Genomic DNA, 23110 nt, shown 5'->3' on the forward strand with positions numbered 1-23110 from the left:
TTTTAAAGGTTAGACATGTCCATCCCTGAAGCCCTGATCGCCGACATGATCCAGTGGCGGCACACCCTGCACGCCTGCCCGGAAATGGCCTTCGAAGAGGTGTCCACCGCCCAACTCGTCGCCTCGGTGCTGCGCGCCCACGGCATCACCGTGCAGGAAGGTGTTGGCCGGACCGGCGTGGTTGGCAGCCTGAGCCGGGGCACGGGCCCCAGCATAGGTTTGCGCGCCGACATGGACGCGCTGCCGCTGGTCGAGAAAAACCAGTTCGCCCACAAATCGCAGCACGAAGGCAAGATGCACGCCTGCGGCCACGACGGCCACACGGCCATGCTGCTGGGCGCGGCGGTGGCGCTGAGCCAGCGCAGCGACTGGCAGGGCACGGTGCACTTTATTTTTCAACCGGCCGAGGAAGCGGCGGGCGGCGGCCGCGTCATGGTGGAGGACGGCCTGTTCGAGCGTTTTCCCTGCGACGCGGTGTTTGGCATGCACAACTGGCCCGGCCTGCCGCTGGGGCGCTTTGCCATCAACCACGGCCCCATGATGGCCTCGTTCGACACCTTCGAGATCCAGATCCAGGGCGCGGGCGGCCATGCCGCCATGCCCGAGAAAAGCATTGACTCGCTGGTCTGTGCCAGCCATCTGGTGGTGGCCCTGCAGACCATCGTCAGCCGCCGCCTGCCGCCGCAGGAAACCGCAGTGGTCAGCGTGACGCAAATCCACGGCGGCGAAGCCTGGAATGTGCTGCCCGACAGCACCGTTATACGCGGCACGGTGCGCTGCTTTTCCATCGCCACCCAGCGCCGCATCCATGCGCTGCTGACCGAACTCAGCGAAGGCACGGCCAGGACGCACGGCGCCACGGCCAGTGTCAGCTACCACTACGCCTACCCGGCCACCATCAACTCGGCGGCCGAAACCGACATGGCCATAGTCGCCGCCACGGCCACCGTGGGTGCCGGCCAGGTGCAGCGCGACTGCTCGCCGTCCATGGCCTCGGAAGATTTCGCCTTCATGCTCAACAACAAACCGGGCGCCTACATCTGGCTCGGCGTGGACCAGGACAGCTCGGTTCCGCTGCACAACCCGCATTACGACTTCAACGACGAGGCCCTGGCCCTGGGCGCGGCCTACTGGGTGGCGCTGGTGAACAGCCGGATGGGGCCGGGCGCGCGCTAGTTTGCTATTGTTTTCGTAGCTGCTTGCGCCCGTATCTGTTGGGTCGACTGTCGATTCGGCTTTAGTTGGCCACGGTGAAGCGTTTTTGCAGATGGCGCGGCTGCTCGATCTCGTCGACGATGGCCACGGCCAGGTCGGCCACCGAGATGCCGGCCGGCTGCTCGCCCTGGCCCGGCAGCAAGTTGTCGGCGCCAAGGCGGTACTGGCCGCTGCGTGCCCCCGGAGCCAGGCCGATCGGCGGCGAGACAAAACTCCAGTCCAGCGTGGTCTCCGACTTGAGCCGGTTCAGCGCTTCGCGTGCCGCCAGCGCGCCCTGTTTGTAGGCGGTAGGAAACTCCGGCGTGTCCACCAGTTGCAGGCCGGGCGCCACATACAAGCTGCCGGCGCCGCCGACTACCAGCAGGCGTTTCACCCCTGCGGCTTTGACGCCAGCGATGATCGCCTGGCTGCCCTGCAAAAACAAGTCGTGAATTTTCGGCTCGCTCCAGCCCGGGTTGTAGGCGCTGATCACGGCGTCGTGGCCGGCCACCGCTTGTGCGACCTGGGCCGCGTCCAACACGTCCGCCTTCACCACCGTCAGGCCGGTTTGCGGCGCCAGTTTGGCGGGGGTGCGGGCCAGCACGGTGACCTGGTGGCCGCGGCTGAGTAATTCGGGAAGGATGGCCGAGCCGACAAAACCGGTGGCGCCTATCAGTGCGATGTTCATGGCAATCTCCTGCAAATGAAAGAAGCCTCTAGTTTGATGACTTCATAAATACTTGAATAGATGGATCAATCCGCTAATACTGTGAAGCTCAGCTAACTAATCACCGTTTAAACCATGGACCAACTCAGACGTATGGCGATTTTTGCCGAGGTCGTGGCCGCCGGCTCCCTGAGCGCGGCGGCACGCCAGCTGGGCATGACACCTTCGGCCGTCAGCCAGCATTTGCGCCAGCTGGAGCAGGCCCTGGGGCTGGCCTTGTTACATCGCTCGACGCGGCGGCTCAGCCTGACCGAAGCCGGTGAGCGTTACCACGCGGGTTGCGCCGCCATGGTGGCGGCGGCACGTTCGGCCGAGCAGGCGCTGGCCCGTATGCGGGACGAGCCCGAAGGCGAGTTGCGCCTGGCCGCGCCCATGGGTTTTGGCGGTCTGCTGGCCCATGCGCTGGCGCCGCTGCGGCGCTACACCAAACTCCGGCTGCAACTGCTGCTGGACGATGTGGTGATTGATTTGATAGACGCCCGGGTGGATATCGCCTTGCGCGTCGGGGCGTTGGCCGACTCCACCCTGGTGGCGCGCAAGCTGGGCAGCATGGCGCGGCAGTTGTGCGCCTCACCGGCCTACCTGGCCGAGCGCGGCTGGCCGGCCCATCCGCAAGACCTCTTGCAACATGACTGGCTGGGCGGCAAACCCGGCAGTACCGGGGCGGAAATCCTGGAGCTGCAAAACCCCGCCGGTGAACGCGAGACCTTGCGCCTGGCGGCCCGCGTGCAGGCCTCGCAGGTGACGGCCTTGCATGCGCTGTGTGTGGCGGGCTGGGGTCTCAGCGTGGTGGTGAGCGAGGATGACAGACGGGCGCTGGCCGACGGGCGTTTGTTGCCGGTGTTGCCGGGCTGGCGGCTGGACGATTTGCCGGTGTACGCGGTGACACCCAGACGCGGCGAACAGCCGGCCAAGGTGCGGCACACGCTGGACCTGCTGGCGCAGTATTTCGGCCAGGCGAACGGCCAGCCGGCGGCGTCCTGAGCAAGCCCCTGGCGGCAGGAGGCCGGCGCAGGCCGCAGTAAGATGAATTGACGGCCGCACGCAGGCGCGGCAACACGGAGACGCAGATGGAGCCCAGGGCCAGCAGTGGCAAGACCGCTTTTGTGTTTGCCGGCGGCGGCAGTTTCGGCGCGATTCAGGTCGGGATGTTGCATGCGCTGGTGGCCCACGGTGTGGTGCCCGATCTGGTGGTGGGCGCCTCGGTAGGCGCCATCAACTGCGCGTATTTCGCTGGCCACCCGACCCTGGCCGGGGTCACGCAGCTGGAGCAGCTCTGGTGCCAGCTCAAACGCAGCACCATTTTCCCCATGACCTTGAGCCGCATCGCCGGCCTGTTTTCGCGTTCGCCTTCGCTGGTTGATGCCAGCGGGCTGCGCGACTTGATCACCCAATATTTGCCTTTCCATCTGCTGGAGCAGGCGACGTTGCCGCTGCATGTGGTCGCCACCGGGCAGTTACACGGCAACCCGGTCTGCCTGTCGTCCGGCCCGGCGGTGGAGGCCATCCTGGCCAGTTGTGCGATTCCGGCGATTTTTCCGCCGGTGCTGATAGGCCAGAACTACCTGATCGACGGTGCGATTGCCAGCAACACGCCGGTCACCACGGCGGTGGCGCTGGGCGCGACCCGGCTGATTGTGTTGCCCACCGGTTACGCCTGCGCCCTGACCGAGCCGCCGACCAGCGCCATCGCCAGCGCCTTGCATGCGCTCAACATGCTGATTGCGCACCAGCTGGTGCAAGACCTGGAGTTGCTGGCCGATCGTTTCGAGGTCTTGACGGTGCCACCGCTGTGCCCGCTGTCGGCCTCGGCCTATGATTTTTCGCGTGCGCCCGAACTGATAGACCGGGCCAAACAAACAACCCGGCACTGGCTGGAAACCGGTGGCTTGTTGCAGCCACGTATCCCCGGCGCCTTGCGGCCACACGTGGACTGAAGCCCGCGCAAAAAACGGCTAACGGCGCCGGAACAAGCCGCCCAGCACCACGCAGCCCAGCGCCGCCACCACCAGCGCCACGCCGGCCCATTGCCAGGGCGTGATGCTTTCCCCGAGGATGCCCATGCCGGCCGCCAGCCCGACCACCGGCACACCCAGGCTGAAAGGCGCGACGCGGTTGGCCGGGTGGCGCTTGAGCAACCCGGTCCACAAGGCGTAAGCCGTGATGGTGGCAACCCAGCCCAGATAAGCCGCCGAGGCCCAGCTGCGCCAGGGCGCGTTGACCCATTCCCAACGTGTGGCTGCCGGGTCAAACACCAGGGTCAACAAGACAAAAGGAAGAATAGGCACCAGGCTGCTCCAGACCACAAAACCCAGGGCGTCGAAGTCGCTGCTGGCCTGCTGGGCTTTGCGTGCCACGATGTTGGAGGCCGCCCACATGGCGGCCGAGCAGAGGTTGAGCACCAGACCCCACAAGGTGGTGGCGGGCGCCGCGCCGGGTGCGGCGTAATTGATGCCAAAGCAGCACAGGCCCAGCGCCGCCAGCAGCAGGCCGAGCTGCAGCGGCCGGCTGGCGCGTTCGCGCAGCAACACAAACCCAAACACGGCGGTGAAAAACACCTGGGTCTGCATCAGTACCGAGGCCAGCGCCGCCGTCATGCCGACACGCAGCGCCGAAAACAAGAACCCGAACTGCCCCACGCCCTGCGCCAGGCCATACAACAAGACCCATTTCCAGTGCAGCCGCGGCGCCTTGACAATAAAAACCAGCGGCAGGATGGCAAACACATAACGCACGGCGCCCAGCTGGAAGGGTGTGAAGTCCTGCAGCGCGAACTTCATCGCGACAAAGTTGGAGCCCCAGATCACCACCACCGCGAGGGCGGCGGCATAGTCGCGGGCGCTGAAACGGGCCGGCGCCTGTGTCACGGCGCAGCGGGCGCGACGCCGGAAAGCGCTGCGAGGTTCGCAGAAAACAGGGTGACGGCGGGCATGGGCTTCCTTGTTTGCTAGCTATTTGATAGCTGATTGCGCAGGTGGGACAAGGGCAGGGGCCCGATTTTTCTTAAGGATTGACGTGGTGAGCCGGCTGGCGCTTCAGACGCCGGGTGCCGCCGCGCGGGCCGCATCCAGGTGTGCCTTGACGCGTTGCGCCAGCGCAATGTCGCCGGGCGTTTCGGGCAACCAGGCCTGCACCGGAATGGTTTGCCCGTCCGGCTCCACCGCCACAAACACCACCAGGCATTCGGTGATCACCGCCATCTGGCCGGTTTTCATATCGCCGGCACGCACCTCGACCGCGATGTTCATGCTGGTGCGGCCGGTGTAGGCCAGCCGCGCTTCAACCTCCACCAAATCGCCAATCATGATGGGGCGCTGAAACCGAATGCTGCCCACCGAGACCGTGACGCAATAACGCTTGGCCCAGCTGGTGGCGCAGGCGTAACCGGCCTCGTCTATCCATTTCATGACGGTGCCGCCATGTACCTTGCCGCCGAAGTTGACGGTGCTGGGTTCGGCCAGAAAACGCAGGGTGATGGAGGACATGGAAATCCTTGCTAGCTTGTGGTGAGTGTGGTGGGTTTGCCTGGAGAATTATCCGGCAAGCGGGTTCAGGTGCGCGCCGGCTTTTCTTCCTTGGTCACCAGCCAGATGCCCCAGCAGACCAGCAACAGCGCCGCGCCGTTTTTCCATTCGAGAAAACGCTCATCCAGGAACAGCGCCGACAACAAGGTGCCAAACACCGGGATCATGAAGTTGAACACGGTGATCATGCTGACCTTGTTGTACTTGAGCAAAATCGTCCACAGCGAAAAAGCGGCGGACGACAGCAACACCAGGTAAACCATCAGCGCGACGGACTCAAGCGTGAAGCCGGTGAGTGTGCCGCCGGTGGCAAAACCGATCAGCAGCAGGGCCAGGCCGCCTATGCTCAGTTGCCAGCCCGTCAGCACCACCGAGTCCACCTGTTGCGACACTTTTTTGCCGTAGATGCTGGCGGCGGACAAGACAAAGGCCGCGATCACGACAAACCCTTCGCCCAGCAACGTGAAGTCAAAGCTCAAAAGCCCATCGCTGAAGTTGACCACCATCACGCCGACAAAACCGACCACGCAGCCCAGCACCTTGTTGAAACTGAGCCTGTCGTTTTTGTAGATGTAGTGGGCCAGCAGCACGCTGAAAAAAGTGCCGGTGGCGTTCATGATGGAGCTTTTCACACCAGTGGCATAGGCCAGGCCGATGTAGAAAAACACATATTGCAAGCTGGTCTGGGTCAAACCCAGCAGCGTGATCTGGCCGAAGGTGCGCCCGCTCAGCCGGAACACCGGCCGCTGGCTGAGGGCCGCAAACACCAGCAACACCAGGCCGGCAAACACAAAACGCCAGCCGGCAAACACCAGCTTGGACGGGATGTCGTTGGCGGCGATGTGAAACAGCGCGTAGCCGTTTTTGATGGCCGGGTAGGCGCTGCCCCAGAGCAGGCAACACAGCGAGGCCAGAAGAAAAACCACCTTGCGGTTGGTGAAAAACGAAGAGCTGCGCACAAGCCACCCTGTGAAAAAAAGATGCGCCTGACGCGCGGGGAAAAAAGAAAGAAAGCCCTATCGGCGCTCAGAGCAAACGGGCCAGGTAACGCCCGGTGTGGCTGGCCGGGTTGGCCGCGATGTCTTCCGGCGTGCCCACCCCCACCACCGTGCCGCCGCCATCGCCGCCTTCCGGGCCCATGTCGATCAGCCAGTCGGCGGTTTTGATCACGTCCAGGTTGTGCTCGATCACCACAATCGTGTTGCCGGCATCACGCAGCTGGTGCAGCACCTTGAGCAGCAGGGCGATGTCGGCGAAATGCAGGCCGGTGGTCGGCTCGTCCAGGATGTACAAGGTGCGGCCGGTGTCGCGTTTGGACAGTTCCAGCGCGAGTTTGACCCGTTGCGCCTCGCCGCCCGAGAGTGTGGTCGCCGCCTGGCCCAGCTTGATGTAACTCAGGCCCACGTCGAGCAGGGTGTGCAACTTGCGCGAGATGGTCGGCACGGCCTTGAAAAACTCGGCCGCCACTTCCACCGTCAGGTCCAGGATCTGCGCGATGTTTTTGCCCTTGTATTGCACCTCCAGCGTCTCGCGGTTGTAACGCATGCCTTTGCAGATATCGCAGGGCACATACACGTCAGGCAAAAAGTGCATCTCCACCTTGACCACGCCGTCGCCCTGGCAGGCTTCGCAACGGCCGCCGGCCACGTTGAAGGAAAAACGCCCGGGGCCGTAGCCGCGTTCACGCGCGCTGTTCATCTCGGCCATCAACTCGCGGATCGGCGTGAACAAGCCGGTGTAGGTGGCCGGGTTGCTGCGCGGTGTGCGGCCTATCGGCGACTGGTCCACATTGATGACCTTGTCGAAATGTTCTATGCCTTCAATCGCTTCATGCGGCGCCGGCTCTTCATGCGCGCGGTACAGGGTACGCGCCACGGCGGCATACAAGGTGTCGTTGACCAGGGTGGATTTGCCCGAACCCGAAACACCGGTGACACAAGTCAGCAGGCCCACGGGGAACTCGACGCTGACGTTTTTCAGGCTGTGGCCGCTGGCGTTGACCACCCGGATCGCCTGCATGTCGCCCTGCGTGAGCAAATGCGCGGCTTCACGCGCGGCGCGTTTCACGCCGGCCGCGCTGGGCGGGAATTTGGACGGTTTGGCCGGATCGCGAAAGGGGGCTTGCACCACCGTTGGCAGCCAGGGCGTGCGCTGCATGGGCACGGCGATTTTCAGGGTCTGCGCCAGGTATTGGCCGGTCAGCGAATCCGGGTTGTCCCGCACGTCTTCAAACGTGCCTTGCGCCATCACGCGGCCGCCATGCACGCCGGCGCCCGGCCCCATATCTATCACATGGTCGGCGGCGCGGATCATGTCTTCGTCGTGTTCCACCACCAGCACGCTGTTGCCGATGTCGCGCAGATGTTTGAGCGTGCCTATCAGCCTGTCGTTGTCGCGCTGGTGCAGGCCGATGCTGGGTTCGTCCAGCACATACATCACGCCGGTCAGGCCGGAGCCGATTTGCGAGGCCAGGCGAATCCGCTGCGACTCGCCACCCGACAGGGTTTCGGCGCTGCGGTCCAGGCTCAGGTAGTTCAGGCCCACGTCGTTCAAAAACTTCAGGCGCAGGCCAATCTCGCGCACCACCTTGCCGGCGATTTCGGCCTTGGCGCCTTCCATGACCAGGCTGTCGAAGTAGTCGAAACTTTCGCGCAGCGTGACGCTGCTGATTTCGAAAATCGCCTTGCGGCTGGTGGGTCCGCCAGCGCTCACCGGTGCACTCACCAGGTAGACATGGCGGGCTTCGCTGCGCAGGCGTGTGCCCCGGCAGTCCGGGCAAGGCTGCACGCTGCGGTAACGCGAGAGTTCTTCGCGCACCACGGCCGAATCGGTTTCGCGGTAACGCCGCTCGAAGTTGGTGATCACGCCTTCAAATGCGTGTTTTTTGCTGACTTTTTTGCCGGCGCTGGCGCCCGAATCCATCACATAACTGAACTTGATTTCTTCCTCGCCCGAGCCATGCAAGACCACCTGGCGCACTTCCTCGGACAGGTTTTCAAACGCCGTGTCGATGTCGAACTTGTAGTGTTTGGCCAGGCTTTCCAGCATGGCGAAGTAATAACCGTTGCGTCGGTCCCAGCCTTTGACGGCGCCGCTGGCCAGGCTCAGCGACGGAAAAGCCACGACCCGCGCCGGATCAAAAAAGTCGCGGTGGCCCAGGCCGTCGCAACTCGGGCAGGCGCCTACCGGCGAGTTGAAGGAAAAGAGGCGCGGTTCCATCTCGCTGAGCGAGTAGCTGCAGATCGGGCAGGAAAACTTGGCGCTGAACAGATGTTCCTTGCCCGTGTCCATTTCCATGGCCAGCGCCTTGCCGTCGGCCAGGCGTAACGCGGCTTCAAAACTTTCGGCCAGGCGTTGCTGCATGTCGGGCCGCACCTTGACGCGGTCTATCACCACGTCGATGTTGTGTTTTTCGGCTTTTTTAAGCTTGGGCAGCTCGTCAAACTCATAGGCTTGGCCATCCACCCGGAAACGCACATAACCCTGGGCCTGCATCTCGGCAAACAGCTCGACAAACTCGCCCTTGCGCTCGCGCGCCACCGGCGCCAGGATCATCAGCTTGGTGTCTTCCGGCAGGGCCAGCACATGGTCCACCATCTCGCTGACCGTTTGCGCCTGCAGCGGCAGATCATGTTCGGGGCAATAAGGCGTGCCGGCGCGTGCAAACAGCAGGCGCAGGTAGTCGTGGATTTCGGTGACCGTGCCCACGGTGGAGCGCGGGTTGTGGCTGGTGGCTTTTTGTTCGATGGAAATCGCCGGCGACAGACCCTCGATCAGGTCCACGTCGGGCTTGTCCATCAGTTGCAAAAACTGGCGCGCGTAAGTGGACAGGCTTTCCACGTACCGACGCTGGCCTTCGGCGTACAAGGTGTCAAACGCCAGGCTGGATTTGCCCGAGCCGCTCAGGCCGGTGATCACCACCAGCTGGTTGCGCGGAATGTCCAGGTCTATGTTTTTGAGGTTGTGCGTGCGCGCCCCGCGGATGCTGATGCGTTGCGCCGCCAAGGCCTGGGCCAGGTAGCGGCTCTGATCGGGTTCGGTCACAGTCCGGCCGTCTGCGGCTGCGGGAGCGAGGTATTGGCCGTCGGTAGAGGAGTTCACTGTGTTGGGGCGCCGCAAAACCCACCATCATAGACGGATGTGCGTTTTTTGGCAGGGCAGTCGCCGGTGGCCTTTGTCATGGGATTTGGGGCCGGCCGGCGGGCTGTCAAAGCCCCAAGGCCAATTCAAAGACAATAGACGTTTTGCCCGCTGGCGCCCGCCGCGTCCCCTTCACCAGTTTGAGCCCTTGACCGTGCCTGTCGCTCCCTCCGCCCCGCCTTCCTTTCCCATGACTGCCACAGAGCGGCGCGCCAGCCTGTCGCTGGCCTCGATTTTTGCGCTGCGCATGCTCGGCTTGTTTCTGGTGCTGCCGGTGTTTGCGCTGGAAGCCGCGCGTTACCCGGGCGGTGACGACCCGGCGCGTGTCGGCCTGGCCATGGGGATTTACGGCCTGACCCAAGGCTTGTTACAAATTCCCTTCGGCCTGGCCTCGGACTGGTTGGGCCGCAAAAAGGTGATCGTGGCGGGCCTGGGCCTGTTTGCGCTGGGCAGTTTTGTCGCCGCCTGGGCGCCTGACCTGAACTGGCTGGTGGTGGGCCGCTCCCTGCAGGGCGCCGGCGCCATCTCGGCGGCCGTGACCGCGCTGCTGGCCGACACCACCCGCGACGAGGTGCGCACCAAGGCCATGGCGCTGATAGGCGCCAGCATAGGCCTGATGTTTGCGCTGTCGCTGGTCTTGGCCCCGGTGCTGGCCGCGCAGGTCGGCCTGGCCGGCCTGTTTGTGCTGACCGGCGGCCTGGCACTGGCCGGCATGGCGGTGGTGATCTGGTGGGTGCCGCCCGAGCCGCTCCAAGCCGTCAACCGGCCGCGCGGCAGCCTGGTCGAAGTTTTGCGCCATGTGGCTTTGTTGCGCCTGAATTTCGGCGTGTTTGTGTTGCACGCGGTCCAGCTGGCCATGTGGATGGCGGTGCCGGCGCTGCTGGTGCAGGCCGGGCTGGACAAAAACAACCATTGGCAGGTTTACCTGCCGGCGGTGCTGGCCTCGTTTCTGGTGATGGGGCTGACCTTGTTCCCGCTGGAAAAACGTGGCTACCTGCGCGCGGTCTTCCTGGCCGCTGTGGGGCTGATTGCGCTGGTGCAACTGGGCCTGATGGGTGCGGCGGCGCAGGGCACGCCCAGCCTGGTCTGGCTGGGGGCCTTGTTGTTCCTGTTTTTCTGCGGCTTTAATGTGCTCGAAGCCAGCCAGCCCAGCCTGGCCTCCCGCGTGGCGCCGGCGCATTCGCGTGGCGCGGCGCTGGGTGTTTACAACACCTTGCAGTCGCTCGGATTTTTTGCCGGTGGTGCCTTGGGCGGTTGGCTGGCCAAAACCGCAGGTGCACAGGCGCTGTTTGCCGGCTGTGGTGCCTTGATGCTGCTGTGGCTGCTGGTGGCCTGGCCGATGCGGGCGCCGGGTCGGCACGCGGCGGCGCCGGCTTCCGGCCCGGCTGGTGCGGGAACGGCTCAGCCAGTTAAACTGTGAAGATTAGGAGTAAAGCCAATGGCATCCGTCAATAAAGTCATTCTCGTCGGCAATCTCGGCCGCGACCCCGAAGTTCGTTACCTGCCCAGCGGCGACGCTGTGGCCAACATCGCCATTGCCACCAGCAGCAAATACAAGAACAAGGCCGGTGAAATGGTCGAAGAGACCGAATGGCACCGCGTCAGCTTCTTCGGCCGCCAGGCCGAAATCGTCGGTGAATACCTGAAAAAAGGCCGCTCGGTTTATATCGAAGGGCGCCTGAAAACCCGCAAATACACCGACAAAGATGGTGTTGAAAAATACGCCACCGACATCGTCGCCAGCGAAATGCAGATGCTGGGTGGCCGTGAAGGCATGGGTGGCCCCGGTGGTGATGGCGGCGGCGAGGGTGGCGAACCCCGCCAGTATTCGCGTCCGCCAGCCGCCGCCCCGCGTGCGCCGGCCCCCGCGCCGCGCCCGCCCGCACAGCCCAAAGCCGCCAGCGGCTTTGACGACATGGACGACGACATTCCGTTCTGATTCTTTCACGCAACGCTTTTGTCCACCGCTGCCCTGGCACGTTGTAGGCGCCGGCCCTGTTTGCAGGCGCGGGCTGCTTCTGCGGCGCTTTGTTGGCTAGGATCCAAGCTTGTCAACCCAGGGAGTCCGTGGCCATGTGCCTGAACAACAACAAAAATACACCGCGGGTGCCCCGCTTGCGAACTTGGCTGGGCGCTGCCCTGCTGGCGGCCGGCAGCCTGGCTTGGGTGCCGGCGCAGGCTGACATCGATCCTTTTGGTGACTTGCTGGTGGCACCCGGCAGCGCCGGCCTGGGTTTTGTCGTGCGTGCCGAGCAGTCGCCTTATGTAGGCGGCGGTACGCGTTATGACCTGTCGCCGCTTTACCTCTACGAAGGTGATCGCCTGTTCCTGCACGCCAACCGTGTCGGCGTGAAACTGTTCAAGGACGAGACGCATCGTGTGGACCTGTTCCTCGACCAGCGTTTCGAGGGTTACACCAAGGACCATATGCCGACCAGCGTGGCCGGCATGGCCGAGCGCGGTGCCGGCCTGGATGCCGGCGTGTCCTACCGCTACCGCCAGCCCTGGGGGACGGTGCAGGCGGAGTTTGTGCACGACGCCGGTGGTTTTTCCAAGGGCAATGAGGCACGGCTGTCCTACGCCTACGACTGGCGTTCCGGCCGGCTGGCCTTGCGTCCCAGCCTGACCTTGTCGGCACGTGACGCCAAGCTGAACAATTATTACTACGGCGTGCGACCCGGTGAAGCCACGGGCACGCGGCCAGCCTACGAGCCGGGCAGCGGCATCAACACCAGCGTGAGCTTGTATGCCACTTACGACCTGAGTGAGCGCTGGCGCCTGCTGGGTGGTGTGAGCTGGACCGCGCTGGACAGCAAGATCAAAGCCAGTCCCATCGTCCAGCGAGGGACGCAGACCGCGCTGTTTTTGGGCGCCGCCTACGATTTCGGCAGCCCCCAGCGGAGCTGGGGCGGGAAAACTCGCCGACCTATGTGAAGGTCCTGTACGGCAAGTCGACGGAAGACGGCTGCCACCTGGCCAAGATCGTGACCCTGCGTTGCGCCTCGACGGCCAAGGTCAATTCGACCCAGATCGCCGGCGTGCAGATCGGCAAACCTTTCATCGAAAAGCTCAACGGCTGGCCGGTGGAGATTGTGGGTTATATCGGTCTGCTGCAGCACGATGACCGCGGGCTGGCGCCCAACGGCCTGCAAATCGATGCCTTCATGAAGGCCTATTATTCCGGCTTCCCCTGGAACGACCGGGTCAAGACCCGGCTTGGCCTGGGTGTGGGCTTGTCGCTCGCGCAACGTGTGCCTTACAGCGAGGCCAGCAGCCAGGCGGAACGTAACCGATCCACCTCGCGCTTGCTGAACTACCTGGACCCGAGTATTGACTTCAGCGTGGGCGACCTGCTGGGCAGCCGCCGTCTGAAAGACACCTACCTCGGCTTCGGCGTGTCGCACCGCTCAGGCATTTTCGGCGCCTCGCGCCTGCTGGGCAATGTCAACGGCGGCTCCAACTACATCTACACCTACCTGGAAACGGTGTTGTAGAACCGAAGGCGGGTCGCAGTCGCTATTTAATTCATAGCTGCTTGCGCCCAACCATCAAGGGCCGAAGGCTGATTTGGCTTAAGAAAAGGCTGAAAAGCCGGGTTTAAAGCAGGTTCTGCACATTGCTGGCGGTGATCACGCCGCCACCCAGGCAGACCTCGCCCTGGTAGACCACGGCCGACTGGCCCGGCGTCACGGCCCACTGCGGCTGCTCAAACGACAACTCGGCCTGGGTCGCCGATGACGCGACCAGGGTGCAAGCCGCGTCGGCTTGGCGGTAACGCGTTTTGGCGGCCATCGCCCCTTGGGCGGGCGGCGTGCCGGCGACCCAGCTGCAATCCTGGGTCTGCAACACCGTCGACAACAACCAGGGGTGGTCGTGGCCTTGCACCACCCACAAGGTGTTGCTGTCCATGTCCTTGCGTGCCACAAACCAGGGCTCGTGTTCGCCCACGCCGCGCTGGCCCAGCGCCTGCACCGCCTTGAGTTCGGCGCCGCGCGCTTTCACGCCGCCTATGCCTAGACCCTGGCGCTGACCCAGGGTGTAAAAAGAAAGGCCCACATGTTCTCCCAGCACCCGGCCCTTGTCGTTTTTGATGGGGCCCGGCGCCTTGGCGATGTAGCGGTTCAGAAAATCACGAAACGGCCGCTCACCGATAAAACAAATGCCGGTCGAGTCTTTTTTCTTGGCGTTGGGCAGGCCGATCTCGTCGGCGATACGCCGCACCTCGGTCTTGTGCAGCTCGCCGACCGGGAACAGGGTTTTGGACAGCTGGGCCTGGTTCAGGCGGTGCAAAAAGTAGCTTTGGTCCTTGGCCGGGTCCAGGCCTTTGAGCAGTTCGTGCAGGCCGGTGGCGCTGTTCTGGCGCACGCGTGCATAGTGGCCGGTGGCGATTTTTTCGGCGCCCAGGCGCATCGCGTGGTCTAAAAAGGCCTTGAACTTGATCTCGGCGTTGCACAGGATGTCGGGGTTGGGCGTGCGGCCGGCCTGGTATTCGCGCAAAAATTCGGCAAACACCCGGTCCTTGTAGTCGGCGGCGAAGTTGACATGTTCGATCTCGATGCCGATCACGTCGGCCACGGCGGCCGCGTCGACAAAGTCGATGTTGGACGAGCAGAACTCGCTGTCATCGTCATCTTCCCAGTTTTTCATGAAGATGCCTATGACCTCGTGGCCCTGCTGTTTGAGCAGGTGCGCCGTCACCGCGGAGTCCACGCCGCCACTTAAACCGACCACAATGCGTTGTTTTTGCATCGCCGGATTTTAGGCGGGCGGCCTGAATCGGGCGGTTTCAGGGTTTTGTGTCGTAAACGCTGGGGTCGGTCGTGATGAGGTCCAGCGGATAACGTTTGCCGGCCAGGTAGTCTTCCATACAGGTCAGCAGCAAGGGGCTGCGGTGTATGTGGGCACAAGCCCGGATCTCTTCGGGGCTGAGCCACAAGGCGCGCACAATGCCGTCGTCCAGCGCCTGGCCAATCACCTCGTCACCCAGGGTGCCACAAAAAGCAAAGCGCAAATAGGTGACGTCCAGCGGGATGTCCTGGCCGGGCACCGGCCGCTCGAAGCGCGACATATAGATGCCGGTCAGCGCATCGGGCCGAAAGTGAAACGCGGTTTCTTCCAGCGTTTCCCGCACGCAGGCCTGGGCCGGACTTTCGCCCGGGTCCAGGTGGCCCGCCGGGTTGTTCAGGCGCAGGCCGTCTTGCGTGTGTTCTTCCACCAGCAGGAATTTGCCCTCCCGCTCAATAATCGCCGCGACCGTGACGTTGGGTTTCCATCGTGTGTTCATCGCTTCATTATCAGCGGCGGCGGGCTCGTACCGGCCCTGTTACCGGTCGGCCAAAAAGGCGCGAAACTTCATGTAAGCTTGCCGACAGCTTTAATTTCACCCAGAACGACATACACGCAACGAGGAGACACGCATGCGAATAGGGGTACCGGCCGAAATCACGGCGGGGGAAACACGCGTCGCCGTCACGCCAGAGACGGTTAAAAAACTCAAAAGCCAGGGTCACACCGTCAGCATCCAGTCGGGTGCCGGCGTCGCTGCCAGCGTGCCGGACGAGGCCTATGCCGCCGCCGGCGCCGAGATCACCGATGCCGCCGGCGCCTACGCTGCCGACATCGTGCTCAAGGTGCGTTGCCCGCTGGACAGCGAAATCGGTCTGGCCAAGGCCGGCTCGGTGCTGGTCGGCATGCTCAACCCCTTTGATGCGACTGGCCTGCAACGCCTGGCTGGCGCCCAACTGACCGCGTTTGCGCTGGAAGCCGCGCCGCGCACCAGCCGTGCGCAAAGCATGGACGTCTTGTCCTCGCAGGCCAACATCGCCGGCTACAAGGCCGTGATGATGGCGGCGGACAACTACCAGCGCTTTTTCCCCATGTTGATGACCGCCGCCGGCACCGTCAAGGCCGCCCGCGTGGTGATCCTGGGTGTCGGTGTGGCCGGCTTGCAAGCCATTGCCACGGCCAAGCGCCTGGGCGCGGTGATTGAAGCCAGCGATGTGCGGCCCAGTGTCAAGGAACAGGTCGAGTCGCTGGGCGCCAAGTTCATCGACGTGCCTTACGAGACCGACGAAGAGCGCGAAGCCGCCGTCGGTGTCGGTGGTTACGCCAAACCCATGCCGCCCAGCTGGCTGGAGCGGCAAAAGGCCGAGGTCGCCAAACGTGTGGCCCAGGCCGATGTGGTGATCACCACCGCCTTGATCCCGGGCCGCGCCGCCCCCGTGCTGGTGACCGAAGAGATGGTCAAGGCCATGAAACCCGGCAGCGTGATTGTCGACCTGGCCGCGCCGCAAGGCGGCAACTGCCCGTTGACCGAGCCCGGCAAAACCGTGATCAAACACGGCGTCACCCTGATCGGCGAGACCAATCTGCCGGCGCTGGTGGCGGCCGACGCCAGCGCGCTGTATGCGCGCAACCTGCTGGACTTCCTCAAGCTGATCATCAGCAAGGACGGTATCCTCAACATCGACCTGGAAGACGACATCGTGGCGGCCTGCCTGATGACCCAGGGCGGCGACGTCAAGCGCAAATAAGCTTTCGCGAAGTTCAAAGAAATCAACCATTTCAGTGGCTGGCGGCAAGGCCAGCTCACCAGGAGAAGAAGACCATGGATGCCGTGTCACCCACCATCATCAACCTCATCATCTTTGTGCTGGCCATTTACGTGGGTTACCACGTGGTGTGGACCGTCACGCCCGCCCTGCACACACCGCTGATGGCGGTGACCAACGCCATTTCGGCGATTGTGATTGTCGGCGCCATGTTGGCCGCCGCCTTGACGGTCACGCCGCTCGGCAAAACCATGGGCGTGCTGGCCGTGGCGCTGGCCGCCGTCAATGTGTTCGGTGGCTTTCTGGTCACGCGCCGCATGCTGGAGATGTTCCGCAAGAAAGAAAAGAAAGTCGTCGCCGTTGACGCAGGAGCCGCGAAATGAGCATGAATCTCGTCACGCTGCTGTACCTGGTGGCTTCCGTCTGTTTTATCCAGGCGCTCAAAGGCCTGTCCCATCCCACGACCTCGATTCGCGGCAACCTGTTCGGCATGGTCGGCATGGCAATTGCCGTGCTCACCACCGGTGCGCTGATTGTTGAAACCGCCGGCGGCAAGGCCACAGGCATGGTGTATGTGCTGGCCGCGCTGGTGGTCGGCGGCGGCGTGGGTACCTTGATGGCCAAACGCGTCGAGATGACCAAGATGCCCGAGCTGGTCGCCTTCATGCACAGCATGATCGGCCTGGCCGCGGTGTTTATCGCCGTGGCGGCCATGGCCGAGCCCGATGCTTTCGGCATCGTGGCGCATGGCTTGTCGACGGCCGCGATCCCGGCCGGCAACCGGCTGGAGTTGTTCCTGGGGGCGGCGATTGGCGCCATCACCTTCAGCGGCTCGGTGATTGCCTTCGGCAAACTCAGCGGCAAATACAAGTTCCGCCTGTTCCAGGGCGCGCCGGTCACCTTCGCCGGCCAGCACATGCTGAACCTGGTGCTGGGTGTGGCGACCTTGGTGCTGGGCCTGGTGTTCATGTTCACCGGCAACTGGACGGCTTTCTTCGCGATGCTGGCACTGTCATTTGTGCTGGGTGTGTTGATCATCATCCCCATCGGCGGCGCCGACATGCCGGTGGTGGTGTCCATGCTCAACAGCTACTCGGGCTGGGCCGCGGCCGGTATTGGTTTTTCGCTGAACAACGCCATGCTGATTGTTGCCGGTTCGCTGGTCGGCTCCTCCGGTGCCATCCTGTCCTACATCATGTGCAAGGCGATGAACCGTTCCTTCTTCAACGTGATCCTGGGCGGCTTCGGCGGCGAAGCGGGCACGGCCGTGGCCGGCGCCAAAGAGCAGCGGCCGGTCAAGTCGGGTTCGGCCGATGATGCGGCCTACATCCTGAGCAATGCCGAAACCGTCATCATCGTGCCGGGTTATGGCCTGGCGGTGGCGCGTGCCCAACATGCCGTGAACGAACTGGCCGAAAAACTCATCCACAAGGGTGTGAATGTCAAATACGCGATTCACCCGGTGGCTGGCCGTATGCCCGGCCACATGAATGTGTTGCTGGCCGAAGCCGAAGTGCCTTACGACCAGGTCTTCGAGATGGAAGACATCAACGCCGAGTTTGGCCAGGCCGACGTGGCCATCATCCTGGGCGCCAACGACGTGGTGAACCCCGCCGCACATGTCAAGGGCAGCGCGATTTACGGCATGCCGATTCTGGAGGCCTACAAGGCCAAAACCGTGATCGTCAACAAACGTTCCATGGCCGCCGGTTATGCCGGTCTGGACAACGAGTTGTTCTACATGGACAAAACCATGATGGTGTTTGGCGATGCCAAAAAAGTCATTGAAGACATGGGCAAAGCCATCGAGTAATTGCCGCCGTTTGGCTGTCTTGCTGCCAAAAGATTGGAATTAGAGGGTTTCCCCCTCTAATTTCCAGGTTTCCTAGGGAAAACGTAATAACCCCGCAGAGGGTGAAGCCATGAAAATCCGTGGCTGATATTCAATCGTAATCTGGAGAAGACAAGCATGACCGCATCCACCGCTGAGCGTCCCTGGCTGAAGGCCTATCCCCCGGGCGTGCCTGCCGACATCGACGCCTCCCAGTATCCGTCGCTGGTGGCGCTGATGGAAGAAAGCTTCCGCAAAAACGGCAGCAGCGTGGCTTACAGTTTCATGGGCAAGGACATCACCTTTGCCCAGACCGACAGCCTGTCGCAGGCCTTTGCGGCTTATCTGCAGGGGCTGGGTCTGGTCAAGGGCGACCGCGTCGCCATCATGATGCCCAACGTGCCGCAATACCCGGTGACGGTGGCGGCCATCCTGCGTGCCGGTTTTGTGGTGGTCAATGTCAATCCGCTGTACACCCCGCGCGAACTGGAGCACCAGCTCAAGGACTCCGGCGCCAAGGCGATTGTCATCATCGAAAACTTCGCCGGCACGCTGGAGCAGTGTATCGCCAACACGCCGGTCAAACATGTGGTGCTGACGGCCATGGGCGACCAGCTGGGCATGCTCAAGGGCGCGCTGGTCAACTACGTGGTGCGCAATGTCAAGAAGATGGTGCCGGCTTTTAATTTGCCCGGCGCCGTGCGGTTCAACGACGCGGTGGCGCAAGGCACACGCGGCACGCTCAAGCGCCCCGAACTCAAGCCCGACGACGTGGCGGTGCTGCAATACACGGGCGGCACCACCGGTGTGTCCAAAGGCGCGGTGCTGCTGCACCGCAATGTGATCGCCAATGTGTTGCAATCCGAAGCCTGGAACGGCCCGGCCATGGCCAGCATGGTGGCCGGGGTGCAGCCCACCTATGTGTGCGCGTTGCCGCTGTACCATATCTTCGCCTTCACGGTGAACATGATGCTGGGCATGCGCACCGGCGGCAAAAACATCCTGATCCCGAATCCGCGCGATCTACCGGCCGTGCTCAAGGAGCTGGCCAAACACAAGATTCACAGCTTCCCGGCCGTCAACACCTTGTTCAACGGCTTGGCCAACCACCCCGACTTCAACACCGTGGACTGGTCGCACCTGAAGGTGTCGCTGGGCGGCGGCATGGCGGTGCAAAGTGCCGTCGCCAAGTTGTGGCTGGAAAAAACCGGCTGCCCGGTATGTGAAGGTTATGGCCTGTCGGAAACCTCGCCTTCGGCCAGTTGCAACCCCACCAACAGCAAAGCCTTCACCGGCACCATAGGTGTGCCGATTCCGGGCACGTATTTCAAGCTGCTGGACGATGACGGCAACGAAGTGCCGGCCGGCCAGCCCGGCGAAATCGCCATCAAGGGCCCGCAGGTGATGGCCGGTTACTGGCAACGTCCCGATGAAACCGCCAAGGTCATGACACCCGACGGTTATTTCAAATCCGGCGACATCGGCATCGTGGACGAGCGCGGTTTTTTCAAGATCGTGGACCGCAAGAAAGACATGATCCTGGTCAGCGGTTTCAACGTCTACCCGAACGAGGTCGAAGACGTGGTCTCCGGCATGGAAGGTGTGATGGAATGCGCCTGCGTCGGTGTGGTCGACGACAAGTCGGGCGAAGCCGTCAAGCTGGTCATCGTCAAGAAAAACCCTGACCTGACCGAAGCCCAGGTGCGCGAGTTCTGCAAGGCCAACCTGACCGGTTACAAACAGCCCAAGGTGGTGGAGTTCCGCACCGAACTGCCCAAAACCCCGGTCGGCAAAATCCTGCGCCGCGAATTACGCGACAAGAAGTAAGCTCTGCGCGCGCAGACGGATTCAAGGCGGCTCAGGCCGCCTTTTTCTTTGGGCCAGCGCTGGCGAGCCGGCCATTTCGGGCACACTGGCGGCCATGACTTTCACCGCCATTCTCAGTGCCCTGGCCGAAGAGCAGCAGGGCTTGCTCGAACTGCTGCAGCAGCCGCAAAAAATCAATCACGCCGGCCGCGACTTCTGGCAAGGCAGCTTGTACGGCCAGCCCGTGGTGCTGGCCTTGTCGCGCATAGGCAAGGTCGCGGCGGCCACCACCGCCACCGCGCTGATCGAACGTTTCAAGGTGAGCCGGATTGTGTTCACCGGTGTGGCCGGCGGTTTGGGGGCCGGGGTGCGAGTCGGCGATGTGGTGGTGGCGACCGAGTTTGTGCAGCACGACCTCGACGCCTCGCCGATTTTTCCGCGTTACGAAGTGCCGCTGTACGGCCAAAGCCGCTTTGCCTGTGATGCGGCGCTGAGTGCCTTGCTGCTGGCGGCGGGGCGGGCGAGTCTGCAAGGCCTGGCGCTGTCCCCAACGGTGACGCTGCACCATGGCCTGATCGCCAGCGGCGACCGTTTTGTCTCCGGCGCGCAGGAGGCGCAAGCCTTGCGGGAGTCCTTGCAGGACCAGGGCCATGCGGTGCTGGCGGTGGAAATGGAAGGCGCCGCGGTGGCGCAAGTGTGTTTTGACTACGGCCTGCCGTTTGCCGCGGTGCGCACCATTTCCGACCGCGCCGACGACCAGGCGCATGTAGATTTCCCGGTGTTTGTCCGGGACGTGGCCAGCCTGTATGCGCAGGCCATGGTGCGGCAGCTGCTGCAGTCGCTATAAAAACAATAGCTGCTTGCGCTCACTCTATATGGGTTGGAGGCCAATTTCATTCACAAGTGCGGCCCCAGGCCGCACAAAACCCCTATTTCAGCCAGCCGCGTTTCCTGAAATAAATCATGGGCACCACGGCGCTGGCCACCATCAGGGCCAGGGCATAGTGGTAACCCAGTGACCAGTCAAGTTCGGGCATGAACTTGAAGTTCATGCCGTAGACGCTGGCGATCAGGGTGGGCGGCAGCAGGGCGACGCTGGCCACCGAGAAAATCTTGATGATCTTGTTCTGGTTGATGTTGATGAAACCGACGGTGGCATCCATCAAGAAGTTGATCTTGTCGAACAGGAAGGCCGTGTGTGAGTCCAGCGAGTCGATGTCGCGCAGGATTTGCCGCGCTTCCTCGAATTGTTCGGCGTTCAGCATCTTGCTGCGCATCATGAAGCTGACGGCGCGGCGGGTGTCCATCACATTGCGGCGTATGCGGCCGTTCAAGTCTTCGTGGCGGGCGATGGCGCCCAGCACTTCGCCAGCCAGGGCGTCGGTCACGTCGCCGGACAAGACCTTGGTGCTGACTTTTTCGAGCTCGTCGTAAATGCCTTCCAGGGTGTCGGCCGAATATTCGGCATCGGCGTCGAACAGCTTGAGCAACACTTCCTTGGCGTCTTCCAGCAGGCCCGGCGCGCGGCGCGCACGCATGCGCAGCAGCCGGAACACCGGCACGTCTTCGTCGTGGATGGAAAACAGCACACCCTTGCTTTTGAGGTTGTCGTTGACCAGGTTCAGGATGAAGGCGACCCGCACCGTGCGGGGTTCGTCGTCGGCAATCAGGAAGTCGGAGCGGATATGTAACTCGCCGTTGTCTTCTTCGTAGAAACGGGCGGACTCCTCAATGTCCTCGTCCATCGCGTCTTCGGGAATCGACAGGCCGTAATACTGTTTGATCCAGCGCTTTTCTTCCAGCGTGGGTGATTCCAGATCAACCCAGATGGGCTGGAACTTGGAGAGCTCTTCCAGGGATTCGATTTCTTCCTGGAACAGGCGCCCGTTGGCGAGCGTGAAAATATTGAGCATGACTGGTTCCCAATCGGTTTGGGGCACCGGCACCAGGGCTTAACCGGGTGGACGGCGGGGGTTGCGGATGGTGGCATCGCTTTCAACCCCGGCAACATCAGTCTGCGGCGTTGAAAGCTAGCGACTGGGGCTGCTTTCCAAGGATTTCTCCATCATTAAGATGGCGTGATTATGGCATCAGCCCGGCTTCAAGCACCTGTTCCCGGCCCTAAACCAGGCCAAAAAAGGCCAGCAATTCGTCCTTGCGCGTATAGGCGTCGCGCTCCCCCAGGGCCATCAGCGCCCGGATAAAACCCGGTTCAAACAAGAGGTAGCTGGCCAGGGCCGCGCCGCTGGGGCCGCTCCGCGAGCCCAGCGCGCCCAGGCCGGCCATGGCGTTGTAGGTGGCGGCGGGCAGTTCGCCGGCCTGGGCCTGGGCCAGCGCGTCCAGGGACTGCGACGGGGCGATGGCCAGCACGTCGACCGCCCGGTAAGGCATCAGGGCGGCCGTTTCTCTCGGCATCTGGCGCAGCGTGTGGGTCACGCGCTGGGCTTGTTCGACATCGGCTTGCAAGGTGTCCTGAAAAACGCTGGCCAGGGCGTGACCGGCAATGGCGCCCAGGGTAGGCCGGGCCGCGACGGACGGGTTGCCATTGCCCGCCAGACCGGCGCGTTCCGGCTGGCCGACGCCTATCACCAGGATTTTGTTGGCGCCCAGATGTAAGGCCGACGACAGCGGTGCGCTCTGGCGCATGGAGCCGTCGCCAAAATACTCGCGGTGGCCGTCCACCCACAAAGGCGTGGCCGGAAAAAGAAAGGGAATGGCGCTGGAGGCCGCCAGGTGTTCGATGGTGATGGGCTGGAACTCGGCGCGCCGGCCCGGCCGGTCCCACAAACCGGCGCTGTCGCCGCGCGCGGTTTGACAAAACGTCCAATGCACACCGCTGGAATAACTCGACGCCGTCACGGCCAGCGCCAGCAGGGTGTTGTCCTGCAAGGCCTGGTCGATGTTGGGCAGGGAGATCACGCGGTGCAAGGTGTTCACCAGCGGCGTGTTGTTCAAAAAAGCCTGTTGTTTGCGCACATGTTGCGACAAAAACAGGGCGGCGGCAATCCGGCTGGAGCGTATCCAGCCCGGCACCTTGAGTTCATAGACCTGCGCCGAACGCAGCGTGGTCCAGAACTCGGCCAGTTGCTCGAACGCGGCCAGGCCTTGGCCGGCCCGGCTGGCCAGGTAGCTGGCATTGAGCGCGCCGGCCGAGGTGCCGGCCAGGATCTTGAACGGGAAGGGCTGGGCGCTGTCGCCCTGCAGGCTCAGGATGCGGGCCAGCGCCTGTAACACGCCGGCCTGGTAAGCGGTGCGGGCGCCGCCGCCCATCAGCACCAGGGCGTTCAGGCCTGGGGCAGACATAAAAAGAACTTGGCCTGAGGGGTGTCCATGCGCT

General features: G+C 63.1%; 21 protein-coding genes. 12 read left to right on the forward strand and 9 right to left on the reverse strand.

Features of this window, described 5'->3' with window-relative positions:
• Positions 1-15: 15 nt before the first annotated feature.
• Positions 16-1176, forward strand: a complete 1161-nt coding sequence (locus tag ACHMXK_RS22710; RefSeq protein WP_397442961.1) for a M20 aminoacylase family protein — start codon at positions 16-18, stop codon at positions 1174-1176.
• 61 nt (positions 1177-1237) lie between these two features.
• On the opposite strand, the gene ACHMXK_RS22715 is transcribed toward ACHMXK_RS22710, so the two are convergent.
• Positions 1238-1882, reverse strand: coding sequence for an NAD(P)-dependent oxidoreductase (locus ACHMXK_RS22715; protein WP_397442962.1), 645 nt, complete (start codon positions 1880-1882; stop codon positions 1238-1240).
• Positions 1883-1996: 114 nt separating this feature from the next.
• On the opposite strand from ACHMXK_RS22715, the gene ACHMXK_RS22720 reads away from it, so the two are divergent.
• Both ACHMXK_RS22720 and ACHMXK_RS22725 read left to right on the forward strand, forming a co-directional pair.
• The gene (locus ACHMXK_RS22720; RefSeq protein WP_397442963.1) at positions 1997-2905 is read left to right on the forward strand and encodes a LysR family transcriptional regulator; all 909 of its coding nucleotides are present in this window, start codon (positions 1997-1999) and stop codon (positions 2903-2905) included.
• An 86-nt stretch (positions 2906-2991) separates the two neighbouring features.
• A complete protein-coding gene (locus ACHMXK_RS22725) occupies positions 2992-3858 on the forward strand; it encodes a patatin-like phospholipase family protein (protein ID WP_397442964.1) in 867 nt (288 codons plus the stop codon).
• An 18-nt stretch (positions 3859-3876) separates the two neighbouring features.
• On the opposite strand, the gene ACHMXK_RS22730 is transcribed toward ACHMXK_RS22725, so the two are convergent.
• The 4 genes from ACHMXK_RS22730 to uvrA all read right to left on the reverse strand — a co-directional run bounded on the left by ACHMXK_RS22730 (position 3877) and on the right by uvrA (position 9489).
• A complete protein-coding gene (locus ACHMXK_RS22730) occupies positions 3877-4788 on the reverse strand; it encodes an EamA family transporter (protein WP_397442965.1) in 912 nt (303 codons plus the stop codon).
• 168 nt (positions 4789-4956) lie between these two features.
• Positions 4957-5406: an acyl-CoA thioesterase gene (locus ACHMXK_RS22735; protein ID WP_397442966.1), complete on the reverse strand. Its 450-nt coding sequence runs from the start codon at positions 5404-5406 to the stop codon at positions 4957-4959.
• Positions 5407-5471: 65 nt separating this feature from the next.
• On the reverse strand, positions 5472-6404 hold the full coding sequence (locus ACHMXK_RS22740) for a DMT family transporter (RefSeq protein WP_397442968.1): 933 nt from the start codon (positions 6402-6404) through the stop codon (positions 5472-5474).
• Between the two features lie 67 nt (positions 6405-6471).
• Positions 6472-9489 carry an excinuclease ABC subunit UvrA gene (uvrA, locus tag ACHMXK_RS22745; RefSeq protein ID WP_397443112.1) on the reverse strand — a complete coding sequence of 1006 codons (3018 nt, stop codon included), beginning with the start codon at positions 9487-9489 and terminating at the stop codon, positions 6472-6474.
• Between the two features lie 286 nt (positions 9490-9775).
• On the opposite strand from uvrA, the gene ACHMXK_RS22750 reads away from it, so the two are divergent.
• The 4 genes from ACHMXK_RS22750 (at position 9776) to ACHMXK_RS22765 (ending at position 13079) form a co-directional block, all read left to right on the forward strand.
• Positions 9776-11005 (forward strand): MFS transporter, encoded by a 1230-nt coding sequence (locus ACHMXK_RS22750; protein ID WP_397442970.1) that lies wholly within the window; start codon positions 9776-9778, stop codon positions 11003-11005.
• A gap of 18 nt (positions 11006-11023) precedes the next feature.
• A complete protein-coding gene (ssb, locus tag ACHMXK_RS22755) occupies positions 11024-11524 on the forward strand; it encodes a single-stranded DNA-binding protein (RefSeq protein WP_397442972.1) in 501 nt (166 codons plus the stop codon).
• 134 nt (positions 11525-11658) lie between these two features.
• Positions 11659-12519: a MipA/OmpV family protein gene (locus ACHMXK_RS22760; RefSeq protein WP_397442973.1), complete on the forward strand. Its 861-nt coding sequence runs from the start codon at positions 11659-11661 to the stop codon at positions 12517-12519.
• On the forward strand, positions 12516-13079 hold the full coding sequence (locus ACHMXK_RS22765; protein WP_397442974.1) for a hypothetical protein: 564 nt from the start codon (positions 12516-12518) through the stop codon (positions 13077-13079). The genes ACHMXK_RS22760 and ACHMXK_RS22765 overlap by 4 nt, the downstream gene beginning before the upstream one ends.
• Positions 13080-13182: 103 nt before the next feature.
• On the opposite strand, the gene mnmA is transcribed toward ACHMXK_RS22765, so the two are convergent.
• Together mnmA and ACHMXK_RS22775 are read right to left on the reverse strand one after the other, a co-directional pair.
• Complete coding sequence (gene mnmA, locus ACHMXK_RS22770) at positions 13183-14334, reverse strand: tRNA 2-thiouridine(34) synthase MnmA (RefSeq protein WP_397442975.1); 1152 nt, start codon at positions 14332-14334, stop codon at positions 13183-13185.
• A 37-nt stretch (positions 14335-14371) separates the two neighbouring features.
• Positions 14372-14869, reverse strand: coding sequence for an NUDIX hydrolase (locus tag ACHMXK_RS22775; RefSeq protein WP_397442976.1), 498 nt, complete (start codon positions 14867-14869; stop codon positions 14372-14374).
• Between the two features lie 133 nt (positions 14870-15002).
• Here ACHMXK_RS22775 and ACHMXK_RS22780 point away from each other — a divergent pair, with 133 nt between their 5' ends.
• From ACHMXK_RS22780 to ACHMXK_RS22800, 5 genes are all read left to right on the forward strand, one after another.
• Positions 15003-16118, forward strand: coding sequence for a Re/Si-specific NAD(P)(+) transhydrogenase subunit alpha (locus ACHMXK_RS22780; RefSeq protein WP_397442977.1), 1116 nt, complete (start codon positions 15003-15005; stop codon positions 16116-16118).
• 74 nt (positions 16119-16192) lie between these two features.
• Positions 16193-16519: an NAD(P) transhydrogenase subunit alpha gene (locus ACHMXK_RS22785; RefSeq protein ID WP_397442979.1), complete on the forward strand. Its 327-nt coding sequence runs from the start codon at positions 16193-16195 to the stop codon at positions 16517-16519.
• Positions 16516-17949, forward strand: a complete 1434-nt coding sequence (locus ACHMXK_RS22790) for an NAD(P)(+) transhydrogenase (Re/Si-specific) subunit beta (RefSeq protein ID WP_397442980.1) — start codon at positions 16516-16518, stop codon at positions 17947-17949. Before ACHMXK_RS22785 ends, ACHMXK_RS22790 begins: the two co-directional genes overlap by 4 nt.
• A gap of 156 nt (positions 17950-18105) precedes the next feature.
• Entirely contained in the window at positions 18106-19794 is a 1689-nt protein-coding gene (locus tag ACHMXK_RS22795; RefSeq protein WP_397442981.1) for a long-chain-fatty-acid--CoA ligase, read from the forward strand.
• Positions 19795-19888: 94 nt separating this feature from the next.
• On the forward strand, positions 19889-20620 hold the full coding sequence (locus ACHMXK_RS22800) for a 5'-methylthioadenosine/adenosylhomocysteine nucleosidase (protein ID WP_397442983.1): 732 nt from the start codon (positions 19889-19891) through the stop codon (positions 20618-20620).
• An 82-nt stretch (positions 20621-20702) separates the two neighbouring features.
• On the opposite strand, the gene corA is transcribed toward ACHMXK_RS22800, so the two are convergent.
• Positions 20703-21686, reverse strand: coding sequence for a magnesium/cobalt transporter CorA (corA, locus tag ACHMXK_RS22805; RefSeq protein WP_397442984.1), 984 nt, complete (start codon positions 21684-21686; stop codon positions 20703-20705).
• 208 nt (positions 21687-21894) lie between these two features.
• Entirely contained in the window at positions 21895-23076 is a 1182-nt protein-coding gene (locus tag ACHMXK_RS22810) for a patatin-like phospholipase family protein (protein WP_397442985.1), read from the reverse strand.
• Between the last annotated feature and the right edge of the window lie 34 nt (positions 23077-23110).

Origin of the sequence: Polaromonas sp. UC242_47, from assembly GCF_044452385.1 — a bacterium.
GTDB lineage: Bacteria > Pseudomonadota > Gammaproteobacteria > Burkholderiales > Burkholderiaceae_C > Polaromonas.

What these genes read in the sequence shown, in the direction of transcription:
- ACHMXK_RS22710 (WP_397442961.1), top strand. Translation starts at nt 16, where the DNA reads ATGTCCATCCCTGAAGCCCTGATCGCCGACATGATCCAGTGGCGGCAC.
- ACHMXK_RS22715 (WP_397442962.1), bottom strand. Translation starts at nt 1,882, where the DNA reads ATGAACATCGCACTGATAGGCGCCACCGGTTTTGTCGGCTCGGCCATC.
- ACHMXK_RS22720 (WP_397442963.1), top strand. Translation starts at nt 1,997, where the DNA reads ATGGACCAACTCAGACGTATGGCGATTTTTGCCGAGGTCGTGGCCGCC.
- ACHMXK_RS22725 (WP_397442964.1), top strand. Translation starts at nt 2,992, where the DNA reads ATGGAGCCCAGGGCCAGCAGTGGCAAGACCGCTTTTGTGTTTGCCGGC.
- ACHMXK_RS22735 (WP_397442966.1), bottom strand. Translation starts at nt 5,406, where the DNA reads ATGTCCTCCATCACCCTGCGTTTTCTGGCCGAACCCAGCACCGTCAAC.
- ACHMXK_RS22750 (WP_397442970.1), top strand. Translation starts at nt 9,776, where the DNA reads ATGACTGCCACAGAGCGGCGCGCCAGCCTGTCGCTGGCCTCGATTTTT.
- ssb (WP_397442972.1), top strand. Translation starts at nt 11,024, where the DNA reads ATGGCATCCGTCAATAAAGTCATTCTCGTCGGCAATCTCGGCCGCGAC.
- ACHMXK_RS22760 (WP_397442973.1), top strand. Translation starts at nt 11,659, where the DNA reads ATGTGCCTGAACAACAACAAAAATACACCGCGGGTGCCCCGCTTGCGA.
- mnmA (WP_397442975.1), bottom strand. Translation starts at nt 14,334, where the DNA reads ATGCAAAAACAACGCATTGTGGTCGGTTTAAGTGGCGGCGTGGACTCC.
- ACHMXK_RS22775 (WP_397442976.1), bottom strand. Translation starts at nt 14,869, where the DNA reads ATGAACACACGATGGAAACCCAACGTCACGGTCGCGGCGATTATTGAG.
- ACHMXK_RS22780 (WP_397442977.1), top strand. Translation starts at nt 15,003, where the DNA reads ATGCGAATAGGGGTACCGGCCGAAATCACGGCGGGGGAAACACGCGTC.
- ACHMXK_RS22785 (WP_397442979.1), top strand. Translation starts at nt 16,193, where the DNA reads ATGGATGCCGTGTCACCCACCATCATCAACCTCATCATCTTTGTGCTG.
- ACHMXK_RS22790 (WP_397442980.1), top strand. Translation starts at nt 16,516, where the DNA reads ATGAGCATGAATCTCGTCACGCTGCTGTACCTGGTGGCTTCCGTCTGT.
- ACHMXK_RS22795 (WP_397442981.1), top strand. Translation starts at nt 18,106, where the DNA reads ATGACCGCATCCACCGCTGAGCGTCCCTGGCTGAAGGCCTATCCCCCG.
- ACHMXK_RS22800 (WP_397442983.1), top strand. Translation starts at nt 19,889, where the DNA reads ATGACTTTCACCGCCATTCTCAGTGCCCTGGCCGAAGAGCAGCAGGGC.
- corA (WP_397442984.1), bottom strand. Translation starts at nt 21,686, where the DNA reads ATGCTCAATATTTTCACGCTCGCCAACGGGCGCCTGTTCCAGGAAGAA.
- ACHMXK_RS22810 (WP_397442985.1), bottom strand. Translation starts at nt 23,076, where the DNA reads ATGTCTGCCCCAGGCCTGAACGCCCTGGTGCTGATGGGCGGCGGCGCC.